This window comes from Roseivivax marinus (genome assembly GCF_900109705.1).
GTDB classification, from domain to species: Bacteria; Pseudomonadota; Alphaproteobacteria; order Rhodobacterales; family Rhodobacteraceae; genus Roseivivax; species Roseivivax marinus.
The window spans coordinates 38,068-57,455 of the sequence record NZ_FOAI01000007.1 but is presented as its reverse complement, the minus strand read 5'-3'; the positions used below and the strand labels follow the sequence as shown (position 1 = coordinate 57,455).

Below are 19,388 nucleotides of genomic sequence, written 5' to 3'. Positions count from 1 at the left end.
GGGGCCTCTTCCTCCGGGCAGGGTCTTGTCCATCGCATACAAAACGCCCCGTCGCGGCACAAGCGCGGCCGCATCGCGGGTTCGTGCGCCGGACCGGGGGCGCTGCCCCCGGACCCCCGGAGTATTTGCGACGAGAAGAAGGGTGGAGCGGCGGCGAGGCTTCCGTTAGGGAGTCGCGCGATACGCAGCACGGGAAGCGCGGCATGGATCATTTTCGGTATCGCGACGGCGTGCTCTGCGCCGAGGACGTGGCCCTTTCGGACATCGCGGCGACGGTGGGGACGCCCGCCTACGTCTACTCGACCGCGACGCTCGAGCGGCATTACAAGCTGTTCGACGAAGCGCTCGGCGACCTGCCGCACGCGATCTGCTACGCCATGAAGGCGGCGTCGAACCAGGCGATCCTGACCACCCTGGCGCGGCTCGGCGCGGGCATGGACGTGGTCTCGGGCGGGGAATACGCCCGAGCGAAGGCCGCCGGCGTTCCGGGCGAGCGGATCGTGTTCTCTGGCGTCGGCAAGACCGAGGAGGAGATCCGCGCGGCGCTGACCGGCGGCGTGAAGCAGTTCAATGTGGAGAGCGAGCCGGAGCTGGCTGTTCTGAGCCGGGTCGCGGCGGAGCTGGGCGTCACCGCCCCCATCGCGCTCAGGGTGAACCCCGACGTGGATGCCCGGACCCACGCCAAGATCTCGACCGGCAAGTCGGAGAACAAGTTCGGCATCCCGATCTCGAAGGCCCGCGCGGTCTATGCCGAGGCCGCCGCGCTTCCCGGCATCGAGGTGGTGGGCGTCGACGTGCACATCGGCTCGCAGCTGACCGAGCTGGAGCCGTTCGAGGCCGCGTTCAGCCGGGTGGCCGAACTGACCGAGGCTTTGCGCGCGGACGGGCACGACATCCGGCGGCTGGATCTCGGCGGCGGGCTGGGCATCCCCTACCAGAACACCAACGAGGCGCCGCCCCTGCCCTTCGACTACGGCGCGCTGATCCGGCGCACCGTGGGCCACCTGGGATGCGAGATCGAGATCGAGCCGGGGCGCCTGATCGCCGGGAATGCCGGCATCCTGCTGGCGCGCGTGATCTACGTGAAGGAGGGCGAGGGACGCCGGTTCCTGATCCTCGACGCGGCGATGAACGACCTGATCCGGCCAGCGATGTACGACGCCTGGCACGACATCGTGCCGGTGAAGGAGCCGGCGGCGGGCGCCGAGCGGGTGACCTACGACGTGGTCGGACCGGTCTGCGAGAGCGGCGACACCTTCGCCAGGGCGCGCGACCTGCCCGAGCTGGCGGCAGGCGACCTCGTGGCCTTCCGGTCCGCGGGCGCCTACGGCGCGGTGATGTCGAGCGAGTACAATACGCGACCGCTCGTACCGGAAGTTCTGGTGAAAAACGATCACCATGCCGTCATTCGCGCACGCCCGAGCTTTGAAGAGATGATCGCGCGAGATACCATTCCCGCATGGCTCTGAGGCGCGGGCCCCGTCCGGACGGGCCGCGCGCCGCAACCGACGGGAGACCGCATGGCCGATGACCGCCGCTCCGCCGCCGATATCCTGACATCCGTGGCACGCCCGCTGGGGCTGACCCGCGCCGGCATGGTGGCCGAGCGCGTCACGCGTGCGTTCTGGCCCCTGTGGTCGGTCCTGTTCGTGGTGCTCGCGGCGCTGATGCTGGGGCTTCAGGACAGTGTTGCCATCGAGATCGTGTGGGCTGCGGGCATCGTGGCGCTGATCGCGGCGGGCTGGGCCGTCTGGCACGGGGTTCGGCGATTCTCGTGGCCGTCGCGGGAAGGCGCGCTGGCCCGGCTCGACGCGACGATGCCCGGCCACCCGATTCGCGCCACGCTCGACCGGCAGGCCTTCGGGGACCGCGACGGGGCGTCGGCGGCGCTCTGGGCGGCGCACCAGGCACGGATGCGCGAAAGGCTGCGCGAGGCGCGCGGCGTGCGCCCCGACCTGCGGGTCGCCGCGGCCGATCCCTACGCGCTGCGCTACGTCGCGGTGCTGGCGCTGGTCACGGCGCTGCTGTTCGGATCGGTCATGCGCGTGGGCTCCGTCACCGGCATGGGGCCGGGCGGCGGCTCGGACCTCGCCACCGGACCGACGTGGGAGGGCTGGATCGAGCCGCCCGCCTACACGCGGCTGCCGGCGCTCTATCTCAACGACATCAACGGCGACGTGGTGCAGGCGCCCGAGGGCTCGCGCGTGACGGTGCGGATGTACGGCGAGGCCGGCGCGCTGTCCGTCGAGGAGACGATCTCGGGCCGCCCGTTCGAGCAATCCGAGGCCGAGGCGCAGGAAACCGCGCAGACCTTTTCCGTCGCGCGCTCGGGTCGTCTGGCCATCGACGGGCCGAACGGCCGCGCCTGGGACGTGATGATGACCGCGGACAGCGCGCCGGACGTGGCGCGCGCCGGGGCCTTCGACACGACCTGGGACGGCGAGGCGTCGCTGCCCTTCACCGCGCAGGACGATTACGGCGTGGCCTCGGGCACCGCGACGATGACGCTCGCGCTCGACGAGGTGGACCGCCGCTACGGCCTGGCCACCGCCCCCGAGGAGCGCCCCGCGATCGAGGTCGCGCTGCCCATGCCCATCGCCGGGGACCGCTCGGAGTTCGAGGAGGCGATGGTCGACAACTTCTCACAGCACCCCTGGGCGAACCTGCCGGTTGAGGTGGCCTTCACCGTGACCGACGACGCCGGCCAGACCGGCACGTCCGAGCCGGAGGTGCTGACCCTGCCCGGGCGCCGGTTCTTCGACCCGATGGCCGCGGCCATCATCGAGATGCGGCGCGACCTGCTGTGGAACCGCGAGAACGCGGACCGTTCCGTCATGCTGCTGCGCGCGATCAGCCACCGGCCGGACGACGCGTTCCGGCAGGCCAAGCACTTCCTCCGGATGAAGACGATCCGCACGTCGCTGGAGGGCTACGTCGAGGACGGCCTGAGCCTCGAGGAGCGCGACGAGATCGCGCAGGCCCTGTGGGATTTCGCCGTCCTTCTGGAGGATGGCGACCTCGAGGATGCCCGCGAGCGGCTGGCCCGCGCGCAGGAGCGGCTGAATGAGGCCATGCGCAACGGCGCGTCCGAACAGGAGATTGCCGAGCTCATGCAGGAGCTGCGGCAGGCGACCGACGACTACATGCGCCAGCTCGCCCAGCAGGCGCAGCGCGAGTCCGAGGAAAACCCGGACATGCCGCAGAACCCCGGCGAGAACATGATGCAGATGTCGCAGAACGACCTGCAGGAGATGATGGACAAGATCCAGGAGCTGATGGAGCAGGGCCGCATGGCCGAGGCGCAGCAGGCGCTGGAAGAGCTGCAGCAGATGATGGAGAACATGCGTGTGACCCAGGGGCAGGGTCAGGGCCAGCAGTCGCAGGGCGAGCAGGCGATGGAAGGCCTCGCCGAGACCCTGCGCGACCAGCAGGAGCTGTCCGACCAGGCGTTCCGCGACCTGCAGGAACAGTTCAATCCAGGCCAGCAGCGGCAGGGTGAACAAGGCCAGCAGGGCCAGCAACAGGGTCAGCAAGGGCAACAGGGTCAGCAGCCCGGCCAGCAGGGCGAGGGCCGTGCCGAGGGCCAGCAGCAAGGCCAGGGCCAAGGGCAAGGCCAGCAGCAGGGTCAGCAGGGCCAGGGCGGCGAACGCTCGCTCGAAGAGGACCTGGCCGGACGTCAGGGCCAGCTGCGCGATGAGCTGAACCGCCAGCGTCAGAACATGCCGGGCGGCGACTCCGAGGCCGGGCAGCGCGCCGAGGAAGCGCTCGACCGGGCCGAGGGTGCGATGGACGGGGCCGAGGAGGCGCTGCGCGAGAACGACCTCGCCGAGGCCATCGACCGCCAGTCCGAGGCGATGGAGGCCCTGCGTGAAGGCATGCGGAACCTCGGCGAGCAGATGGCCGAGCAGCAGGGCCAGCAACCCGGTCAGCAGCAGGGTCAGCAGGGTATGGCACAGGGGCAGGATCCCGGCCAGCAGCAGGACCCGCTCGGTCGCGACACCGGCTCCAACGGGCAGATCGGCACCGACGAGACCATGCTCCAGGGCGAGGATGTCTACCGCCGGGCACGCGAGCTGCTGGACGAGATCCGCCGCCGCTCTGGCGAGGGCGAGCGCCCGGACGAAGAGCTCGAATATCTCGAACGGTTGCTGGAACGGTTCTGACGCCGGGCCGGCGGCTGCGACCCCGAGGAGGCGTGTTCGAAATGTCCCCTTGAATGGCGCGGGCGTCCCTGTCGGCACGCCTCGCCCGGCGGCACTGTGAAGTCCGAAAGGTGCAGATCGACCGCATTTGTTGACCGCTCGGTCAGCGAATTACCTTGCATCGAAGCCGCGAATTTGCACTCTTTCGCTCGGAAGAGGAGCGGACGAGACACGTGACCCGTGCCGTCCGGACGACACCGCGGCAGCCGCGGTCACGAGACGCCCCCGGACGGGGCGAACAGGGAGGAAAGAACATGTTCACGCGCAGAGGATTCGCGGCCGTTGCGGCCGCACTGGTTTGCCTCGGCACCACTGCCACCGCTCAGGAAGTGACGCTGCGGATGCACCAGTTCCTGCCGCTTCAGGCCAACGTGCCCCAGCACGTTCTAGAGGTCTGGAAGCAGCGGATCGAGGAAGCGTCCGACGGCCGCATCGCCGTCCAGCACTACCCGTCGATGCAGCTTGGCGGAACGCCGCCGCAGCTGGTGGACCAGGTGATCGACGGCGTGGCCGACGTGATCTGGACCGTCGCGGGCTATACCCCCGGCCGGTTCCCCCGCGCCGAGGTGTTCGAGCTGCCGTTCACCGTGTCGAACGCCGAAGCGACGTCCAAGGCGTTCTGGACGCTGGCTCAGGAAGAGATGGTCGACGAGGATTTCGCCGACTTCAAGCTGCTAGCCGCGTGGGTCCACGGGCCGGGCGTGATCCACTCCAAGAACCCGATCGAGACCGTGGACGACCTCAACGGCGTCAAGCTGCGCGCGCCCACGCGGACCACGAACATGATGTTCGAACGTCTCGGCGCGACCCCCGTGGGTATGCCCGTCCCGGCGATTCCCGAGGCGCTGTCGAAGGGTGTGGTCGACGGCGCGGTGATCCCGTGGGAGGTGACGAGTGCGTTGCGGATCCCCGAGCTGGTGCAGAACCACACCGAGTTCGGCGACGAGATGCTTTACACCACGTCCTTCATCTTCGCGATGAACCAGAACACCTACGACAGCCTCCCCGACGATCTGAAGAAGGTCATCGACGACAACTCGGGGCTCGAGTTCTCGGGGTTCGCGGGCAAAACGCAGGCGGCCTCGGACGGCCCGGCACGGGAAGCCGCGGTCGAGGCCGGCAACAACATCATCGAGCTCGGCGACGAGCAGGTCGCCGAGTGGGAGGCCGCGGCCGAACCCACCATCGACGCCTGGATCGCCGAGATGGACGAGCGCGGCATGGACGGCCAGGCGCTGTTCGACCGCGCCCAGGAGCTGACCGAAGAATACGCGGCAGAGTGATCCGCCCCGGCGGCGGCGCGTTCCGGCGCGCCGCCGCACCTTTCCGCCGTCCCCTGACCCGCACCCCGACGACGAAGACGACACCCTCATGCAACGTTCGATAGAACGGCTTGCCCGTATCGCCGCAATCGTCGGCGGGCTGGTCCTGACATTCCTCGTGATCCTGACCTGCGCCAGCGTACTGGGACGCGGTCTGAACACGCTTGGTCATTCCGACGCGCTGACCTCGATGGCGCCCGGCCTTGCCGACTGGCTGATCGCGACCGGCGTCGGGCCGATCAACGGCGATTTCGAGCTGGTCGAGGCAGGTGTGGCCTTCGCCATCTTCGCGTTCCTGCCGGTCTGCCAGCTCTACGGCGCGCACGCGACCGTCGACCTGTTCACCTCGGCCCTGCCCGAACGCGGCCACCGCGCGATCCTCGCGTTCTGGGAGGTGGTTCTGGCCGGGGCCATCGTCCTCATCACCTGGCGGCTTTTCGTCGGGATGGGTGACAAGATGCGCTACGGCGAGACGACCTTCCTGCTGCAGTTCCCGGTCTGGTGGGCCTACGCCGCCAGCCTCGTGGGCGCCGTGGTGGCCTCGGTCGTCGGCATCTACTGCGCGGTCGCCCGGATCATCGGGGTCGCCACCGGATACACCCCGCTGCCGAACGAAGTGGAGGCGGAGCATTGACCGGCCTCGAACTGGGCTACGCCAGCTTCCCCGTTCTGCTGGTGATGATCTTCATGCGCGCGCCCATCGGGCTTGCCATGCTGCTGTGCGGGATCGGCGGGCTGTGGCTGACCATCGGCGCCCCGGCGATGTTCATGTCCAAGCTCAAGTCCGAGACCTACACCACGTTCTCGAGCTACTCGCTGACAATCATCCCGATGTTCCTTCTGATGGGACAGTTCGCAACCCTGTCGGGCATGTCCACGTCGCTCTTCAAGGCCGCCGAAGCGTGGCTTGGCCACCGCAAGGGCGGCGTCGCGATGGCCGCCGTGGGCGCCTGCGCGGGCTTCGGCGCGATCTGCGGATCGTCGCTGGCGACCGCAGCCACCATGTCCCGCGTGGCCCTGCCCGAGCTGCGGCGCTACGGCTACGACGGGGGCTTTTCGACGGCGACACTGGCCGCGGGCGGCACGCTGGGAATCCTGATCCCGCCGTCGGTGATCCTCGTGATCTACGCGATCCTGACCGAGCAGAACATCGCCAAGCTCTTCCTCGCGGCCTTCGTGCCCGGGGTGCTGGCGGCGGTCGGCTACATCATCGCGATCTCGATCTACGTGCGGCTCTACCCGGATCGCGCGGGCACCCGCGAGGCCATGCCCTACGGCGAGCGCTGGCGCGCGTTGGCCAATGTCTGGCCGGTGCTGATCGTGTTCCTGCTGGTGGTGGGCGGCATCTACCTTGGCTGGTTCACCCCGACCGAGGGCGCGGCAGTGGGCGCCGCCGGCACCGGCTTCGCGGCCCTGGTGTCGGGGAACCTGACATGGCGCGTGTTCCGCGAGAGCATCATCGCCACGGCCACCGCGACCGCGATGATCTTCTTCATCGTGCTGGGCGCGGGTTTCTACAACTCGTTCCTCGCCCTCAGCCAGGTGCCGCAGGAATTGTCGGCCTGGGTCGTCGGACAGGGCTTCAGCCCGTGGACCGTGCTCACGCTCATCCTGCTGTTCTACCTCGTGTTCGGCTGTCTCATGGACAGCCTGTCGATGATCCTGCTGACGATCCCGATCTTCTTCCCGGTGATCTCGCAGCTCGATTTCGGCATGTCGACCGAGCACATGGCGATATGGTTCGGCATCCTCGTGCTGATCGTTGTCGAGGTCGGACTGATCACGCCACCCGTGGGCATGAACCTCTTCATCATCAACTCGATGGATCGAGAGACGCCGATGGTCGAAACCTACAAGGCGGTCATGTGGTTCGTGGGTTCGGACATCGTCCGTGTGGTGATCCTGGTCCTGTTTCCGGCGATCACGCTGTTCCTGATCCCATGAGGAAACCAGCCGGTGTTCTAATTTCGTAAATCCGTCTTTGCGGCTTTTTCCAAACTTTGCGCTATTATCCCGATGGGCGAAATCATTGTAGTATGCAATCATCGCCTCAACGGGTCGTGATGATCCATACCGTGGCGCAGGGCTCGATCAGCGTGCGCGGAACCGGGCGGAAGGGACATGATCCCAACCCCGGCCGCGCATCGACCGGGACCGGCACGGGCCGCAGGACCGGCCGTATTCGGGCCGACCGTGCGGACGGCAACGCGAAACGGGAGCTGGTTTGGAAGCATGGCGCAGGTAAGTTCGTCGAACAAGAACGCGGCTCCCGCGCTCGCAGCGGCGCCCGACGCGGCCCCGCGGGTCGACACGCACGAGGTGGTGGACGACGCTGCGCTGCAGGGCCTCGTCGGCTATCACATGCGACGGGTCACGAACCTGGTGCAAGCGGATCTTGCCCGTGTTCTCAAGGACCTGGACCTGCGGATCATCACCATGTCGGTCCTTGTCGTGATCGTCGATCACCCCGGACTTCGCCAGTCTCAGCTTGCCGACGCGCTGTCGATCGAGCGTCCGAACCTCGTGTCTATACTCGACGAGCTCGAAAGTCGCGGCCTCGTTCTGCGGACCCGTGTGCCCACCGATCGCAGGGCCTACGCCCTCACGCCCACGCGTGCCGGGGAACGGCTGGCCGAGCGGGCACTGGAGGCCGCGGACGAGCACGAGCGCAAGTTCTTCGGTGACCTCGACGCCAAAGAACGCGCGCAGCTGCTGTCTCTTCTCGGTCGTGTGCGGGACGCCGCCGGCGCCTGAGCGACCGCGCGGCTCTCAGTCCGGGTCGACCTTTCCGCGCAGCGCCTTCACCTGCCCGCGCGCCTTCTTCCCCTCGATCCGCCGCCGCTTGGAGCCCAGGGTAGGCTTGGTGGGAATGCGCCGCTTGGGCTTTTCCAAGGCCTTGGCCACAAGCTCGGCCAGCCGGTCCCGGGCGATCTCACGGTTGCGCGCCTGGCTGCGGGTGTCGTCCACCTGCAGGATCAGCGCGCCGTCCTTGGTCCCGCGTCGACCGGCCAGCCGCCGCAGCCGCGCCTTGACCGGGCCCGGCAGGTTCGGCGACCGCTCGGCCTCGAAGCGCAGCTCGACCGCGGTCGAGACCTTGTTCACGTTCTGCCCGCCCGGCCCCGAGGACCGCACGAACTGCTCGGTGATTTCCCAGTCCTCGAGGGCGATGGCGTGATTGATGCGCAGCGTCATGGCGGTGGACCCTAGTCCGGCCCCGGCTCTCTGGCCAGATGCCACGACACCGCGACGCGCCGGGCACGGTGAAAATGAAAAGGGCCGCCCGGAGCATGGGCGACCCTTCGAGAATTAGGAGGCGGGGATCGGTTAGACATCCGCCAACATGGACCATTATCCGGTCAGGGGCTGCCCTAGCCGGCAATCCTCCATGCTGTTCCGACACCTTTCTCCAATGCTTCTCTCGACACTGGATCACCTCCTTTCTGCTGTTGAAAACGCAAGTTTGAGGTTGGCACGGAATTCCTTGTCGTCAAATGAAGATTCGTGCTCAGGCCGCGATTTGCCGGGATTGTGCCCAAGAGACGATCACACGGAACGGCACCAGCGCCAGCAGCGCCAGCGACAGCTTTACCAGCCAGTCCGCAAAGCCCAGCGACACCCAGAGCGGCACGGTCGGCCCGACCCCCAGAAGCGGCAGCGCTTCGCCGGCCCAGCTCACATCGTTCGACGGCTCGAGAAAGGTCAGCGCGCCCGAGAACGCCACGGTGAAGAAGATCGCGGTATCGACCGACGATCCGACCAGCGTCGAGGCCAGCGGCGCACGCCACCAGCGGCCACCACGGAGGCTGTCGAAGATGGCCACGTCCAGAAGCTGCGCGGTCAGGAACGCCGCGCCCGAGGCCAGCGCGATGCGGAAGGTCACCAGAGGGCCGAACTCGCCCATGATCTGCGTGCCGATGAACGAGCAGACGACACCCACGACGAAGCCTGCGATCACCACCTTGCGGGCGGGGCCGGGGCCGTAGACACGGTTCATCACGTCGGTGACGAGGAACGCGATCGGGTAGGTGAAGGCCCCCCATGTCAGCCACTGGCCGAGGAGGAACTGCACGAGGATGTTCGAGGCGACGACGACGATCGCCATCGCGAGAATGCCGGGGATATGGGCGCGGGTCATGGGACTTCCCGTTTTTGCAAGGTGGCGGGGACTTGGTGCCGGGCCGATGCCCGGAACAGCGCGGGCCATAGCGCCCGCAGGCCCGTCACGCAAGTCCCGCGCGCCTCAGGGGCGGACGCGATACTCCACGACCTCGGTGCGCTGGAGGAAGTTGAAGTTGTCGTCGGACACCATCGTCAGGCGGATCGCGCCGCTCCGGTCGCGCCAGACCGACAGCCCCTCGAGATTGTCGTGCACGTGGGCGGCGGTCTCGAGCAGGGTGGTCTCTTCGGCGAGCCCCTCTTCGGTCAGCGCGAAGCGCCGCACGCGGCTGCGGAAGGCGAGGCCGGTGAAGACCCGCTCCAGCAGGTAGAGGCGCCCGTCCGGCCCGAAATCCGCACCCACCGGCAGGAAGCCCCCGCGCCGGGGCACGCGGCCCGCGACCGACCATGCCGTGCCGTCCCAGCGCCAGAGCGGGAGCGGCCGCGTCACCTGCCCCGACCGTTCGGGGATGGCGTAGACCGCGCCGGCCTCATCCACCGCCAACGCCTCGAGGCCGGAATTGCTCTGAAGCTCATCGAAGGCGGGCGGGCCGGGCAGCGGCGTGGTCCGGTCGTCCTTGCCCAGCCGGGCGACCCGGTGATCTCCCTCGAACGACACGTAGGCGCGGCCGCCCTCGGTCCAGGCGAGGCCCTCGGCGTCGACGTCTTGCTGCTTCAGCGGTGCGCCCTCGGCATCGCGCAGGCGACGCAGGCGGCCTCTGGCGATGGTCTCGATCCGGCCGTCCGCGTCGCGCCGGAACTCCCCCGCAAACACGATGCCGCGGTCCCCGATGGCCATGAACCGCCGCCCGTCCGCCGACAGGTCGAGCCCCGAGATTCCGCCGAACGCGTCGTGATCACTGGACCATCGCTGCGTCGACACAAGCTCGGCCTCGCCGGTCGGAGCGGCGGAGGACGACAGCGCAAGGACGACAACGAGGCCCGCGCTCAGCGCGAGGCCAGAACGCCGGAGCATTGCGCGGGAAGGTCTGCGAGGGTCAGGTCACGCTTGGGCGTCGGAGCCGGCGCGTTCGGATCGGGCGGCGGCGGGTTCAGGATGTTGTTTTGCCAGGCGCGCGCATCGGCACAGCCGTCGCCCGGCGGCACCGGGTCTTGCGCCACGCAGTTGGTCGCGCCCTCGGGACACGAAAGCCTGACGTGGAAATGGTAGTGATGCCCGTACCACGGACGGATCTTGCGCAGATAAGCGCGGTCGCCGGTTTCGTCGTCGCACATCTGCACCTTGGCACCGGGGAAGACGAAGATCCGCTCGACCCGCGGATCGGAGGCCGCGCGCTTGAGTATCTCGTGATGCTGCTGCGTCCAGCTCGAGTTCACGTAGGCGCCGCGGGTGCGACGCATGGAGATCGAGGAGATCGACTCGCGCTCGGCGGTCGACAGGTTCAGCCGTTGCGGCGGGAGCATCCAGATGTCGGCGTCGAGGCCGATCTGGTGGCTCGCGTGACCGGTCAGCATCGGCCCGCCCTTGGGCTGGCTCAGGTCGCCAACGTAAAGCCCGGCCCAGCCCGGCTGCTGGGCGGCGAAACGCGACAGGTCCTGAATGAAGTCGACGGTGATCGGCTGCGCCCAGTTGCGGTTCCGCGACAGGCGCATGGCCTGCCAGGTCGGTCCGGTCTCGGGCAGCTGCACGTTGCCGGCCGCGCAGCCCTTGGAATAGAAGCCCAGCGGCTCCGAGCGCTGCGCGGACGCCGTGGCCTCGTACCCGAAGAGCTGCTTGGCGCTCTTGGACGAGATCACGGCCGAGACGGGCTGTGCCGTCGCCGGAGGCATGCCGCTGGTGGCGGCGTCGAGGTTCGCGGACCGGTTGGACCCGCCGCAGGCGGCGAGCGCCAGCGCGAGCGTGGCGGTCAGGATGGGGCGGATCATGCTGCTCGATCTCCGTCGGGTTTGACCCAGAGTAGCAGACCGAGCCCCACCGCGAAAAGAAGAATGAGCGGAGACACCCCGACCTGCTGCGAGCCCGACGCCCACGTGACCAGCGCGATCAGCGCCGGGGCGAGGAACGAGGTTGCCTTGCCCGCCAGTGCATAGAGGCCGAACCCCTCGGTCATGCGATCGCTGCGGGCCTGACGCACCATCATCGTGCGCGACGCCGATTGCAGCGCTCCGCCCGCTGCGCCGATGGTCGCGCCGAAGACGTAGAAGGCGATGTCGGGGGCGGACGAGCCCTCGGCCAGCGGGATCAGGAACAGGCTCTCGCGGCTGACCATGACGATCGAGATCGCCACCGCCGTGAGCGCGAGGATGCAGGCAACGATCACCGGCCGGGGACCGAAGCGCGCATCCGCCATGCCGCCGAGCCATGCGAACAGCGCGCCCGAGACGATGGCGAGGATGCCGAAGATGCCGGTGTCGACCACCGACCAGCCCAGCACGCCCGAGGCGTAGATTCCGCCGAAGGCATACATCCCGTTCAGCGCGTCGCGGTAGAACATCGACGAGGCGAGGTAGGCCAGCAGCGACGGGGTCTGCGGCAGCTCGCGCAGGGTGCTGCGCAGCTGGAGAAGCGCCGCGCGCACGGCGCCGCGCGGCGCGCGCGGGCTGCGCGGATCGCGCACCCACAGGAAGAAGGGGATCATGAACACGGCATACCACAATGCCGTCAGCGGCCCGACGAACCGCGTGCCTTCCCGTGTCTCGGGATTCAGACCGAAGGCCGGGTCGAGGCCGACGAAGGTGGTGCCGGTGTCGCCGCTCTCTGCGAAGAAGACCAGCATCAGCACCAGCGTCACCAGCCCGCCCACGTAACCGAAGGCCCAACCGTTCCCCGAGATGCGCCCGATCTCCTCGCGGCTGCCGAGGTCGGGCAGCATGGCGTTCGTGAAGATCGTCGCGAACTCCATCCCGATCAGGCCAATGGCGAAGAAGAACAACGTCCGCCAGAGGTCGAAGTCGCCCGGCTCGGCGAACCACAACATCCCCGAGCCCGCCACGTAGAGCGCAGAGAACAGCCAGATCCACCTCAACCGGTTGCCGCCGGTGTCGGCCATGGCCCCCAGAAGCGGCGCCAGCAGCGCGATCACCACGCCCGCCAGAGCGATCCCGGTGGCCCAGGCGGTCTGGGCGGCGCTGCCATCGCCTAGCAATTCCTGCACGTAGGGTGCGAATATGAAGGTGATGAGAAGGGTGTTGTAGGGCTGGCTGGCCCAGTCGAAGAAGAACCAGCCCCAGATCCGCCGCCGTTTGCCGCCGCTCATGTCGTCACCCCGCCCGTGTCCGGGGTCACTTGAACAGCGCCGCCGCGCGTTCGGCAAGCGCCGGCGGCAGGCAGCGGACAGGTTGGCGACAGAGACGTGCGGCAGTGCCGCAGTCCCCGCCGGACCTCAGTCGCCCATGGGCGGCCAGGGCCGGGTGTCCTCGGCCTCGATCCAGGCGGCAATCCAGTCGGGGATCGCGGGGGCATGCAGGCTCTGGCCCATCGCCTTGATGAGCCGCTCGGGCGCGACAATTCCCTCCCGGCTGGTCACCGCAGTCCGCAGGAGGGCGTGGCTCGCACAGTCACCGTTCTGCTTCCACAGCGACTGCTCGACATAGATGAACCGCGCGTCCCAGCAGCTGACCCGAGACCGCATCTCGATCCGGTCGAACATGTGGATGCGGCGGCGATAGCGCACCGAGGCACCGGCGATGGCCATGCCCCAACCGTTGCGCCGCAGCGCCGGCACCAGCCCCGCACGCCGGGCCATCGGAATCCGCCCCAGATCGTAGAGCGTCAGCGTCCGGCCGTTGTTCAGCTCTTTCCAAGGATCGATGTCCCACGGCCAGCACATGTGCTGCGACACGTGCGCCTCGCCCACGGCGATCGGCGGGTCGTTGCGGTGAACGAAAAGCTCCTTGGCCATGCGAATGTAGGGATACATGCATATCTCCTTCTGCCGCGCCGGGCATCACGCCGCATGACCCACACGTCAACCCGGAACCTCGCGGCACTCTTGCCCTCGCGTCCGCCGCCGCATAGGTCTCGTGCGACCAAGCCCCAAGGACCGGAGCCGGCCGATGCAATCGCTCTTTCAGATCCTGATGCTGATCCTGGACATCGTCTGGTTCTTCATCATCGCCCACGTCATCATGAGCTGGCTGATCAATTTCCAGGTGCTGAACCTGCGCCAGCCGCTGGTGGCGCAGATCTGGGACGGTCTGAACCGCCTGCTCGAGCCGATGTATTCCCGCATCCGCCGGATTCTGCCGCCGATGGGCGGGCTGGACCTCGCGCCGCTTGTCGCTCTGGTGGCGATCTACGCGCTGCGCATCATCCTCGCCAACAATGCCGGGGCGTTCTACGGGGCCTACTGAGGCCCCGCGACGCTCACTTGTTCTCGTAGACCCGCAGGATTTCCGTCTGGTTGCGGTCGCCGAGCCCGGCGTCCTGAGCCAATGTGAAGGCGTCATGCGTCCCGCGCGTCACCGGAACCGGCTGCTCGGCCTTGCCTGCCGCATCGGCGATCAGACCGAGATCCTTGAGGATGCCGTCCACCGGGAACAGCACGTCGTCGGTCCCGTCGAGCATCAGCTTGCCGTAATTCTTCAGCATCGGGCTCGCGATCGGCGTCTCGCACAGGATCTCGAAGGCACGGGCGCGGTCGTGTCCCAGCGCCTCCACCGTCGCCAGCAACTCGGCCAGGGCCGCCTCCTGCGCGGCGAGCATCCCGTTCACCACCAGCTTGGTCGCGATGCCGGCGCCGACCGGCCCCGCGTGGTGCGTCGCCTTGCCCATCGCGTCGAGGGCCGGCCGTGCCGTGTCGATGTCCTTCGCGTCGCCCCCGACCAGCATCACCAGCTCGCCCTGTTCGGCAGGCGGGAGTGTCCCCGCGACCGGTGCGTCGATGAAGCGCACCCCGGCCTCGTCCGCCGCACCCGCCAGCGCCGCGATCCAGGCGGGCGACACGGTCTAGCACTCGACCGCGACCGAGCCGCTCTCCATGCCGGCCAGCGCTCCGGTGTCCTTGTCGGTCCACACCGCCGCGGACGCATCGTCATCCATCACCATCGACACCACGACGGCCGCGCCTTCGGCGGCCTGTCGCGGGGTTTCGGCTTCCGTGGCGCCGGCATCGACCAGCGCCTCCGCCTTGCCGTCCGAGCGGTTCCAGACAGCCACGTCGTGACCCGCCTTCACCAATGTCATGGCCATGCGCGATCCCATCGCGCCAAGGCCGAGGAATGCCAGCTTCATCTCGTTTCTCCGTTTGCAGCCCGTAGGCAGGCGCGCGGCCTGCCGCCGCACTGGGACAACGGCCGGGGCCGCGGACTTGTTCACCGAATCTTAGTGTGCGACTGTCGCTCTAAGAGCAGTTCAACGAACATCCGCAGGTTTCTGCCCCCAATGCCCCGCGACATGGCCGACGCCCCCGCGCTTCTGCGCGACGTATTCGGATTCGACGCCTTCCGCGCCGGCCAGGAAGAGATCGTGGACGCTGTCGCCGCGGGCGAGAACGTCCTTGCCATCATGCCCACGGGCGGCGGCAAGTCGCTGTGCTTCCAGCTTCCCGCCCTGCTGCGGCCCGGGGTCACGCTGGTGGTCTCGCCGCTGATCGCGCTGATGCGCGACCAGGTTCGCGGCCTGCGCGAGGCCGGGGTCGCCGCCGGGGCGCTGACCTCGGCCAATACACCCGAAGAGACCGACGCCGTCTGGGACGCGCTGTCGGCGGGCGAGCTGAAGCTCCTTTACCTCGCCCCCGAGCGGCTCGCCTCCGGTGGCACCCAGCGGATGCTCGCCAATGCCGGGGTCAGCCTGATCGCCGTCGACGAGGCGCACTGCGTCAGCCAGTGGGGCCACGACTTCCGCCCCGACTATCTCCGGATCGGAGAGCTGCGCCGCGCGCTCGACGTGCCGCTGGCCGCCTTCACCGCCACCGCCGACGCCGAGACGCAGGACGAGATCGTCACCCGGCTCTTCGACGGCGAAGCGCCGCGCGCCTTCCTGCGCGGCTTCGACCGTCCGAACCTGCACCTTGCCTTCCAGCCCAAGGACAGCCCGCGCCGCCAGATCCTCGCCTTCGCCGCCGCCCGTCGCGGCCAGTCGGGCATTGTCTATTGCGGCACCCGCGCAAAGACCGAGACGCTGGCCCAGGCGCTCCGCGAGGACGGGCACCCCGCGCTCAGCTACCACGGCGGCATGGACCCGGAAGACCGCCGCGGGGTCGAGGACCGCTTCGCCACCGAGGACGGACTGATCGTCGTGGCGACCGTCGCCTTCGGCATGGGCGTCGACAAGCCCGACATCCGCTGGGTGGCCCACGCCGACCTGCCCAAGTCGATCGAGGCCTACTACCAGGAGATCGGCCGCGCCGGCCGCGATGGCGCGCCGGCCGAAACGCTGACCCTCTTCGGCCCCGAGGACATCCGCCTGCGCCGCTCGCAGATCGACGAGGGCAACGCCCCGCCCGAGCGCCGCGCCGCCGATCACGGCCGCCTCAACGCGCTCCTCGGTCTCGCCGAGGCGATGGAATGCCGGCGCAAGTCGCTGCTGCACTATTTCGGAGAGGACCATCCCGGCGATTGCGGCGGCTGCGACCTCTGCGACAGCCCGCCCGAGACCTTCGACGGCACCGAGGCCGTCCGCAAGGCGCTCTCCGCCGCGCTCCGCACCGGCGAGAGCTTCGGCGCGGGGCACCTGATCGACATCCTCATCGGCAACGAGACGGACAAGGTGCGCCAGCGCGGTCACGAGAGCCTGCCGACCTTCGGCGTCGGCCGCGACCTCTCGCGCGGGCAGTGGCAGGCCGTGTTCCGCCAGATCATGGGCCGCGACCTGATGCGCCCGGATCCCGAACGCCACGGCGCGCTCTGGATGACCGAGGCCGCCCGCCCGATCCTGCGCGGCGAGGACACGATCCGCCTGCGCCGCGATACGATCGACCGCGCCAAGGCCACGCGACCACAGGCGAAGGCCCTGGTATCCGAGGAACACGCACCGATGCTCGCCGCCCTCAAGGCCCGCCGCCGCGCGCTGGCAGAAGAGGCGCGCGTCCCGGCCTACGTCATCTTCCCCGACCGCACCCTCATCGAGATGGCCGAGGCCCGCCCCGAGACGCTCGACGACATGGCGCGCATTTCCGGCGTCGGCGCCAAGAAACTCGACCGCTACGGCCGCGCCTTCCTCGAGGTGATCGCAGGGGAAGTGGACGACATGCATCCCGCCCGCCAGCGCCTCGCCGGCCGCGAGGAGGGAACGCTGTTCGACCGCCTCCACGCCATGCAGACCGCGCTCGCCCGTGGCCCGGAAGGCACCGACAAGCCGCTTTCCTGCTCCGCCGCACAGCTTGCCCGGGTGGCCGAGGCCCGGCCGCGCGACCATGACGCCCTCGCCCGCATCCTCGGCGACAAGCGCGCCGACCGCTTCGGCACCGCCTTCCTCGGCGTCCTCTCGGACTGACCGTTCGCCGGGCCACGTCTTTCTTCTCGTCCGAAGTACTCCGGGGTCCGGGGGCAGCGCCCCCGGCGCAGGCGGCCGGGCCCCCGGATAAGGAGCGCGCGGTGCGCTCCGCCGGGATCAGGGTGCGGGCTGGACCGGGCGGCTGCGGAACCAGAGGTAGAGCGGCAGGCCGCAACTCAGACCGATGCAGAAGGTCGCCGGGATCGCCAGCAGCGCGACCCAGTTCCGGCGCACGGCGACCTCGGCGACGATCCAGACCGTCAGGGTAATCGCCGCGATTGTCAGGTCCCAGGTCAAGCCGGTGGTCGAGGCATTCACGTACCACGCGTCGATCATCGCGCCGAAATCCCAGCCGTTGCCGGCGAGGTAGGTCACGAACCAGTACATCGGATGCACCGCGCCCCACAGCGCCAGCGCCAGCCAGAGCGCGCGCAGGCTCACAGTTCGAAACCGAAGGTGAAGTTTCCGCGCCGCATCAGCACGCCGCCACTGCCGGTGGCCCCGCCCGAACCTACGCCCATCTCCACATATCCCGTGGTCGCGACGCCGCCGTCGGGGTCGGCAGGCAGAACCTCACCGTCGCGTTCGGCGCGCTGGCGGCGCAGGGCCGGGGCGTCGTCGTTGAGGATGCGGTTCGGCAGGCGTGCCTCTGCCGAGGGCGCCTCGCGGCCGGCGATGCTCTTGGGTCCGCCGCAGGCAGCCAGCGCGCCGAGGGCCACCAGCGCGACCAGCGCTGCCGGTCTCATTCCGCCACCTCCTGAGTGCCGTCCGGATCGGTCACCTCGACCTGCGGGGCCGCAGCCGACTCTGTCGCCGAAGGTGCGCCCCGGGGCGCAGGCGGCACCGGCTCGCCATCGGCGCCGCAGGCGGCGAGCGCGCCCGCGGTCGTCAGGGCGAGCGCCGCCCTCAGTCCAGCAAGTCCGTCCATCGTGCGATCTGCTCCCTTACCCGCTCCGGCGCCGTGCCGCCGTAGCTCGTGCGGCTGGCGACCGAATTGCGCACACCCAGCACGTCGAACACACCCTCGGTGATGCTGCCGTGCACCCCTTGCATGTCCGCCAGCGTGAGGTCCGGCAGGTCGCAGCCCCGGCCTTCGGCCAGCGCCACGAGCGATCCGGTCACGTGGTGCGCCTCGCGGAAAGGTAGATCCAGTTCGCGCACGAGCCAATCCGCCAGATCGGTCGCGGTCGAGAATCCGCTGGACGCCGCAGCCTCCAGCGCATCGCGGTTGGCGGTCATGTCACCGACCATGCCTTCCATCGCCGCAAGCGACAGCAGCCAGTTGTCGGCGGCGTCGAAGACCTGCTCCTTGTCCTCCTGCATGTCCTTGGAATAGGCCAGCGGAAGACCCTTCATCACCGTCATCAGCGCCACCTGCGCGCCGAAGATGCGCCCGATCTTGGCGCGGATCAGCTCGGCCGCGTCGGGATTCTTCTTCTGCGGCATGATCGACGAGCCGGTCGAGAACCGGTCCGACAGCGCCACGAAGCGAAACTGGGCCGACGACCAGATCACCAGCTCCTCGGCGAACCGCGAGAGGTGCATGGCCGAGATCGACGCGACCGACAGGAACTCGAGCGCGAAGTCGCGATCCGACACCGCATCGAGCGAGTTGGCGCAGGGCCGGTCGAAGCCCAGCGCCTCGGCGGTCATGTGACGGTCGATCGGGAACGACGTACCGGCCAATGCGGCGGCGCCCAGCGGGCTTTCGTTCATCCGGGCGCGTGCGTCGCGAACCCGGGCGCGATCGCGGCCGAACATCTCGACATAGGCCATCATGTGATGGCCCCAGGTCACCGGCTGCGCGGTCTGGAGGTGGGTGAAGCCGGGCATCACCCAGTCGGCCCCGGCCTCGGCCTGCACCAGAAGCGCGCGGATCAGCGCGGTCAGTCCGGCGTCGGCCGCATCCAGCTGATCGCGCACCCAAAGGCGGAAGTCCGTCGCCACCTGGTCGTTGCGCGACCGAGCCGTGTGCAGACGCCCGGCGGCGGGGCCGACGATCTCCTTCAGGCGCGCCTCCACGTTCATGTGGATGTCCTCGAGCGCCGCGGAGAACGCGAAGTCACCGCCCTCGATCTCTGACAACACGGTGAGCAAGCCTTCCCTCATCGCCTCGGCGTCGCTAGCCTTCACGATGCCCGTGGCAGCCAGCATGGCGGCATGGGCCCTCGAGCCGGCGATGTCCTGCGCCGCCAGCCGCTTGTCGAACCCGATCGAGGCGTTGATCGCCTCCATGATCGCGTCCGGCCCGGCGGCGAAGCGGCCGCCCCACATCTGGTTCGAGGTCGCGTCGGTCATGGTCAGAACACCCGT

Annotated in this window: 18 protein-coding genes and 1 pseudogene; 8 read left to right on the top strand and 11 right to left on the bottom strand. The window is 68.9% G+C overall.

Annotated elements, in window-relative coordinates; translation table 11 throughout:
* The first annotated feature begins 203 nt into the window (after nt 1–203).
* From lysA to BMX29_RS10270, 6 genes are all read left to right on the top strand, one after another.
* The gene (lysA, locus tag BMX29_RS10295) at nt 204–1,469 is read left to right on the top strand and encodes a diaminopimelate decarboxylase (RefSeq protein ID WP_092812456.1); all 1,266 of its coding nucleotides are present in this window, start codon (nt 204–206) and stop codon (nt 1,467–1,469) included.
* A 51-nt stretch (nt 1,470–1,520) separates the two neighbouring features.
* Nucleotides 1,521–4,163 carry a TIGR02302 family protein gene (locus BMX29_RS10290; protein ID WP_244889209.1) on the top strand — a complete coding sequence of 881 codons (2,643 nt, stop codon included), beginning with the start codon at nt 1,521–1,523 and terminating at the stop codon, nt 4,161–4,163.
* Between the two features lie 293 nt (nt 4,164–4,456).
* The gene (locus tag BMX29_RS10285; protein WP_043845195.1) at nt 4,457–5,485 is read left to right on the top strand and encodes a TRAP transporter substrate-binding protein; all 1,029 of its coding nucleotides are present in this window, start codon (nt 4,457–4,459) and stop codon (nt 5,483–5,485) included.
* A gap of 88 nt (nt 5,486–5,573) precedes the next feature.
* Entirely contained in the window at nt 5,574–6,158 is a 585-nt protein-coding gene (locus BMX29_RS10280; protein ID WP_092812454.1) for a TRAP transporter small permease, read from the top strand.
* Complete coding sequence (locus BMX29_RS10275) at nt 6,155–7,468, top strand: TRAP transporter large permease (RefSeq protein WP_092812452.1); 1,314 nt, start codon at nt 6,155–6,157, stop codon at nt 7,466–7,468. The genes BMX29_RS10280 and BMX29_RS10275 overlap by 4 nt, the downstream gene beginning before the upstream one ends.
* Nucleotides 7,469–7,756: 288 nt before the next feature.
* The gene (locus BMX29_RS10270; protein ID WP_081749792.1) at nt 7,757–8,278 is read left to right on the top strand and encodes a MarR family winged helix-turn-helix transcriptional regulator; all 522 of its coding nucleotides are present in this window, start codon (nt 7,757–7,759) and stop codon (nt 8,276–8,278) included.
* 15 nt (nt 8,279–8,293) lie between these two features.
* Here BMX29_RS10270 and arfB read toward each other — a convergent pair whose 3' ends face one another.
* The 6 genes from arfB to BMX29_RS10240 form a co-directional block, all read right to left on the bottom strand.
* Nucleotides 8,294–8,716: an alternative ribosome rescue aminoacyl-tRNA hydrolase ArfB gene (gene arfB / locus BMX29_RS10265; protein ID WP_092812450.1), complete on the bottom strand. Its 423-nt coding sequence runs from the start codon at nt 8,714–8,716 to the stop codon at nt 8,294–8,296.
* 313 nt (nt 8,717–9,029) lie between these two features.
* Nucleotides 9,030–9,659, bottom strand: coding sequence for a queuosine precursor transporter (locus BMX29_RS10260; RefSeq protein ID WP_092812448.1), 630 nt, complete (start codon nt 9,657–9,659; stop codon nt 9,030–9,032).
* 105 nt (nt 9,660–9,764) lie between these two features.
* On the bottom strand, nt 9,765–10,655 hold the full coding sequence (locus tag BMX29_RS10255; RefSeq protein WP_092812446.1) for an esterase-like activity of phytase family protein: 891 nt from the start codon (nt 10,653–10,655) through the stop codon (nt 9,765–9,767).
* On the bottom strand, nt 10,628–11,566 hold the full coding sequence (mepA, locus tag BMX29_RS10250; RefSeq protein WP_092812444.1) for a penicillin-insensitive murein endopeptidase: 939 nt from the start codon (nt 11,564–11,566) through the stop codon (nt 10,628–10,630). The genes BMX29_RS10255 and mepA overlap by 28 nt, the downstream gene beginning before the upstream one ends.
* Nucleotides 11,563–12,897 carry an MFS transporter gene (locus BMX29_RS10245; protein ID WP_043845203.1) on the bottom strand — a complete coding sequence of 445 codons (1,335 nt, stop codon included), beginning with the start codon at nt 12,895–12,897 and terminating at the stop codon, nt 11,563–11,565. The genes mepA and BMX29_RS10245 overlap by 4 nt, the downstream gene beginning before the upstream one ends.
* 126 nt (nt 12,898–13,023) lie before the next feature.
* Nucleotides 13,024–13,560 carry an acyl-CoA thioesterase gene (locus BMX29_RS10240; protein ID WP_092812442.1) on the bottom strand — a complete coding sequence of 179 codons (537 nt, stop codon included), beginning with the start codon at nt 13,558–13,560 and terminating at the stop codon, nt 13,024–13,026.
* Between the two features lie 136 nt (nt 13,561–13,696).
* Between BMX29_RS10240 and BMX29_RS10235 the strand changes: the two genes are divergently transcribed.
* A complete protein-coding gene (locus BMX29_RS10235) occupies nt 13,697–13,993 on the top strand; it encodes a YggT family protein (RefSeq protein WP_043845206.1) in 297 nt (98 codons plus the stop codon).
* Between the two features lie 13 nt (nt 13,994–14,006).
* On the opposite strand, the pseudogene BMX29_RS19810 reads toward BMX29_RS10235, so the two are convergent.
* A pseudogene (locus tag BMX29_RS19810) lies at nt 14,007–14,873 on the bottom strand (NAD(P)-dependent oxidoreductase).
* 150 nt (nt 14,874–15,023) lie between these two features.
* Here BMX29_RS19810 and recQ point away from each other — a divergent pair.
* Nucleotides 15,024–17,075, top strand: coding sequence for a DNA helicase RecQ (gene recQ, locus BMX29_RS10220; RefSeq protein WP_092812436.1), 2,052 nt, complete (start codon nt 15,024–15,026; stop codon nt 17,073–17,075).
* A gap of 117 nt (nt 17,076–17,192) precedes the next feature.
* On the opposite strand, the gene BMX29_RS10215 is transcribed toward recQ, so the two are convergent.
* From BMX29_RS10215 to argH, 4 genes are read right to left on the bottom strand one after another with little or no spacing between them, the layout of a single operon-like run.
* Entirely contained in the window at nt 17,193–17,516 is a 324-nt protein-coding gene (locus BMX29_RS10215) for a DUF2834 domain-containing protein (protein ID WP_280513621.1), read from the bottom strand.
* Nucleotides 17,513–17,821: a hypothetical protein gene (locus BMX29_RS10210; RefSeq protein ID WP_092812434.1), complete on the bottom strand. Its 309-nt coding sequence runs from the start codon at nt 17,819–17,821 to the stop codon at nt 17,513–17,515. Before BMX29_RS10210 ends, BMX29_RS10215 begins: the two co-directional genes overlap by 4 nt.
* The gene (locus BMX29_RS19205) at nt 17,818–18,003 is read right to left on the bottom strand and encodes a hypothetical protein (RefSeq protein ID WP_092812432.1); all 186 of its coding nucleotides are present in this window, start codon (nt 18,001–18,003) and stop codon (nt 17,818–17,820) included. Before BMX29_RS19205 ends, BMX29_RS10210 begins: the two co-directional genes overlap by 4 nt.
* The gene (gene argH, locus BMX29_RS10200; protein WP_092812430.1) at nt 17,982–19,373 is read right to left on the bottom strand and encodes an argininosuccinate lyase; all 1,392 of its coding nucleotides are present in this window, start codon (nt 19,371–19,373) and stop codon (nt 17,982–17,984) included. The genes BMX29_RS19205 and argH overlap by 22 nt, the downstream gene beginning before the upstream one ends.
* Between the last annotated feature and the right edge of the window lie 15 nt (nt 19,374–19,388).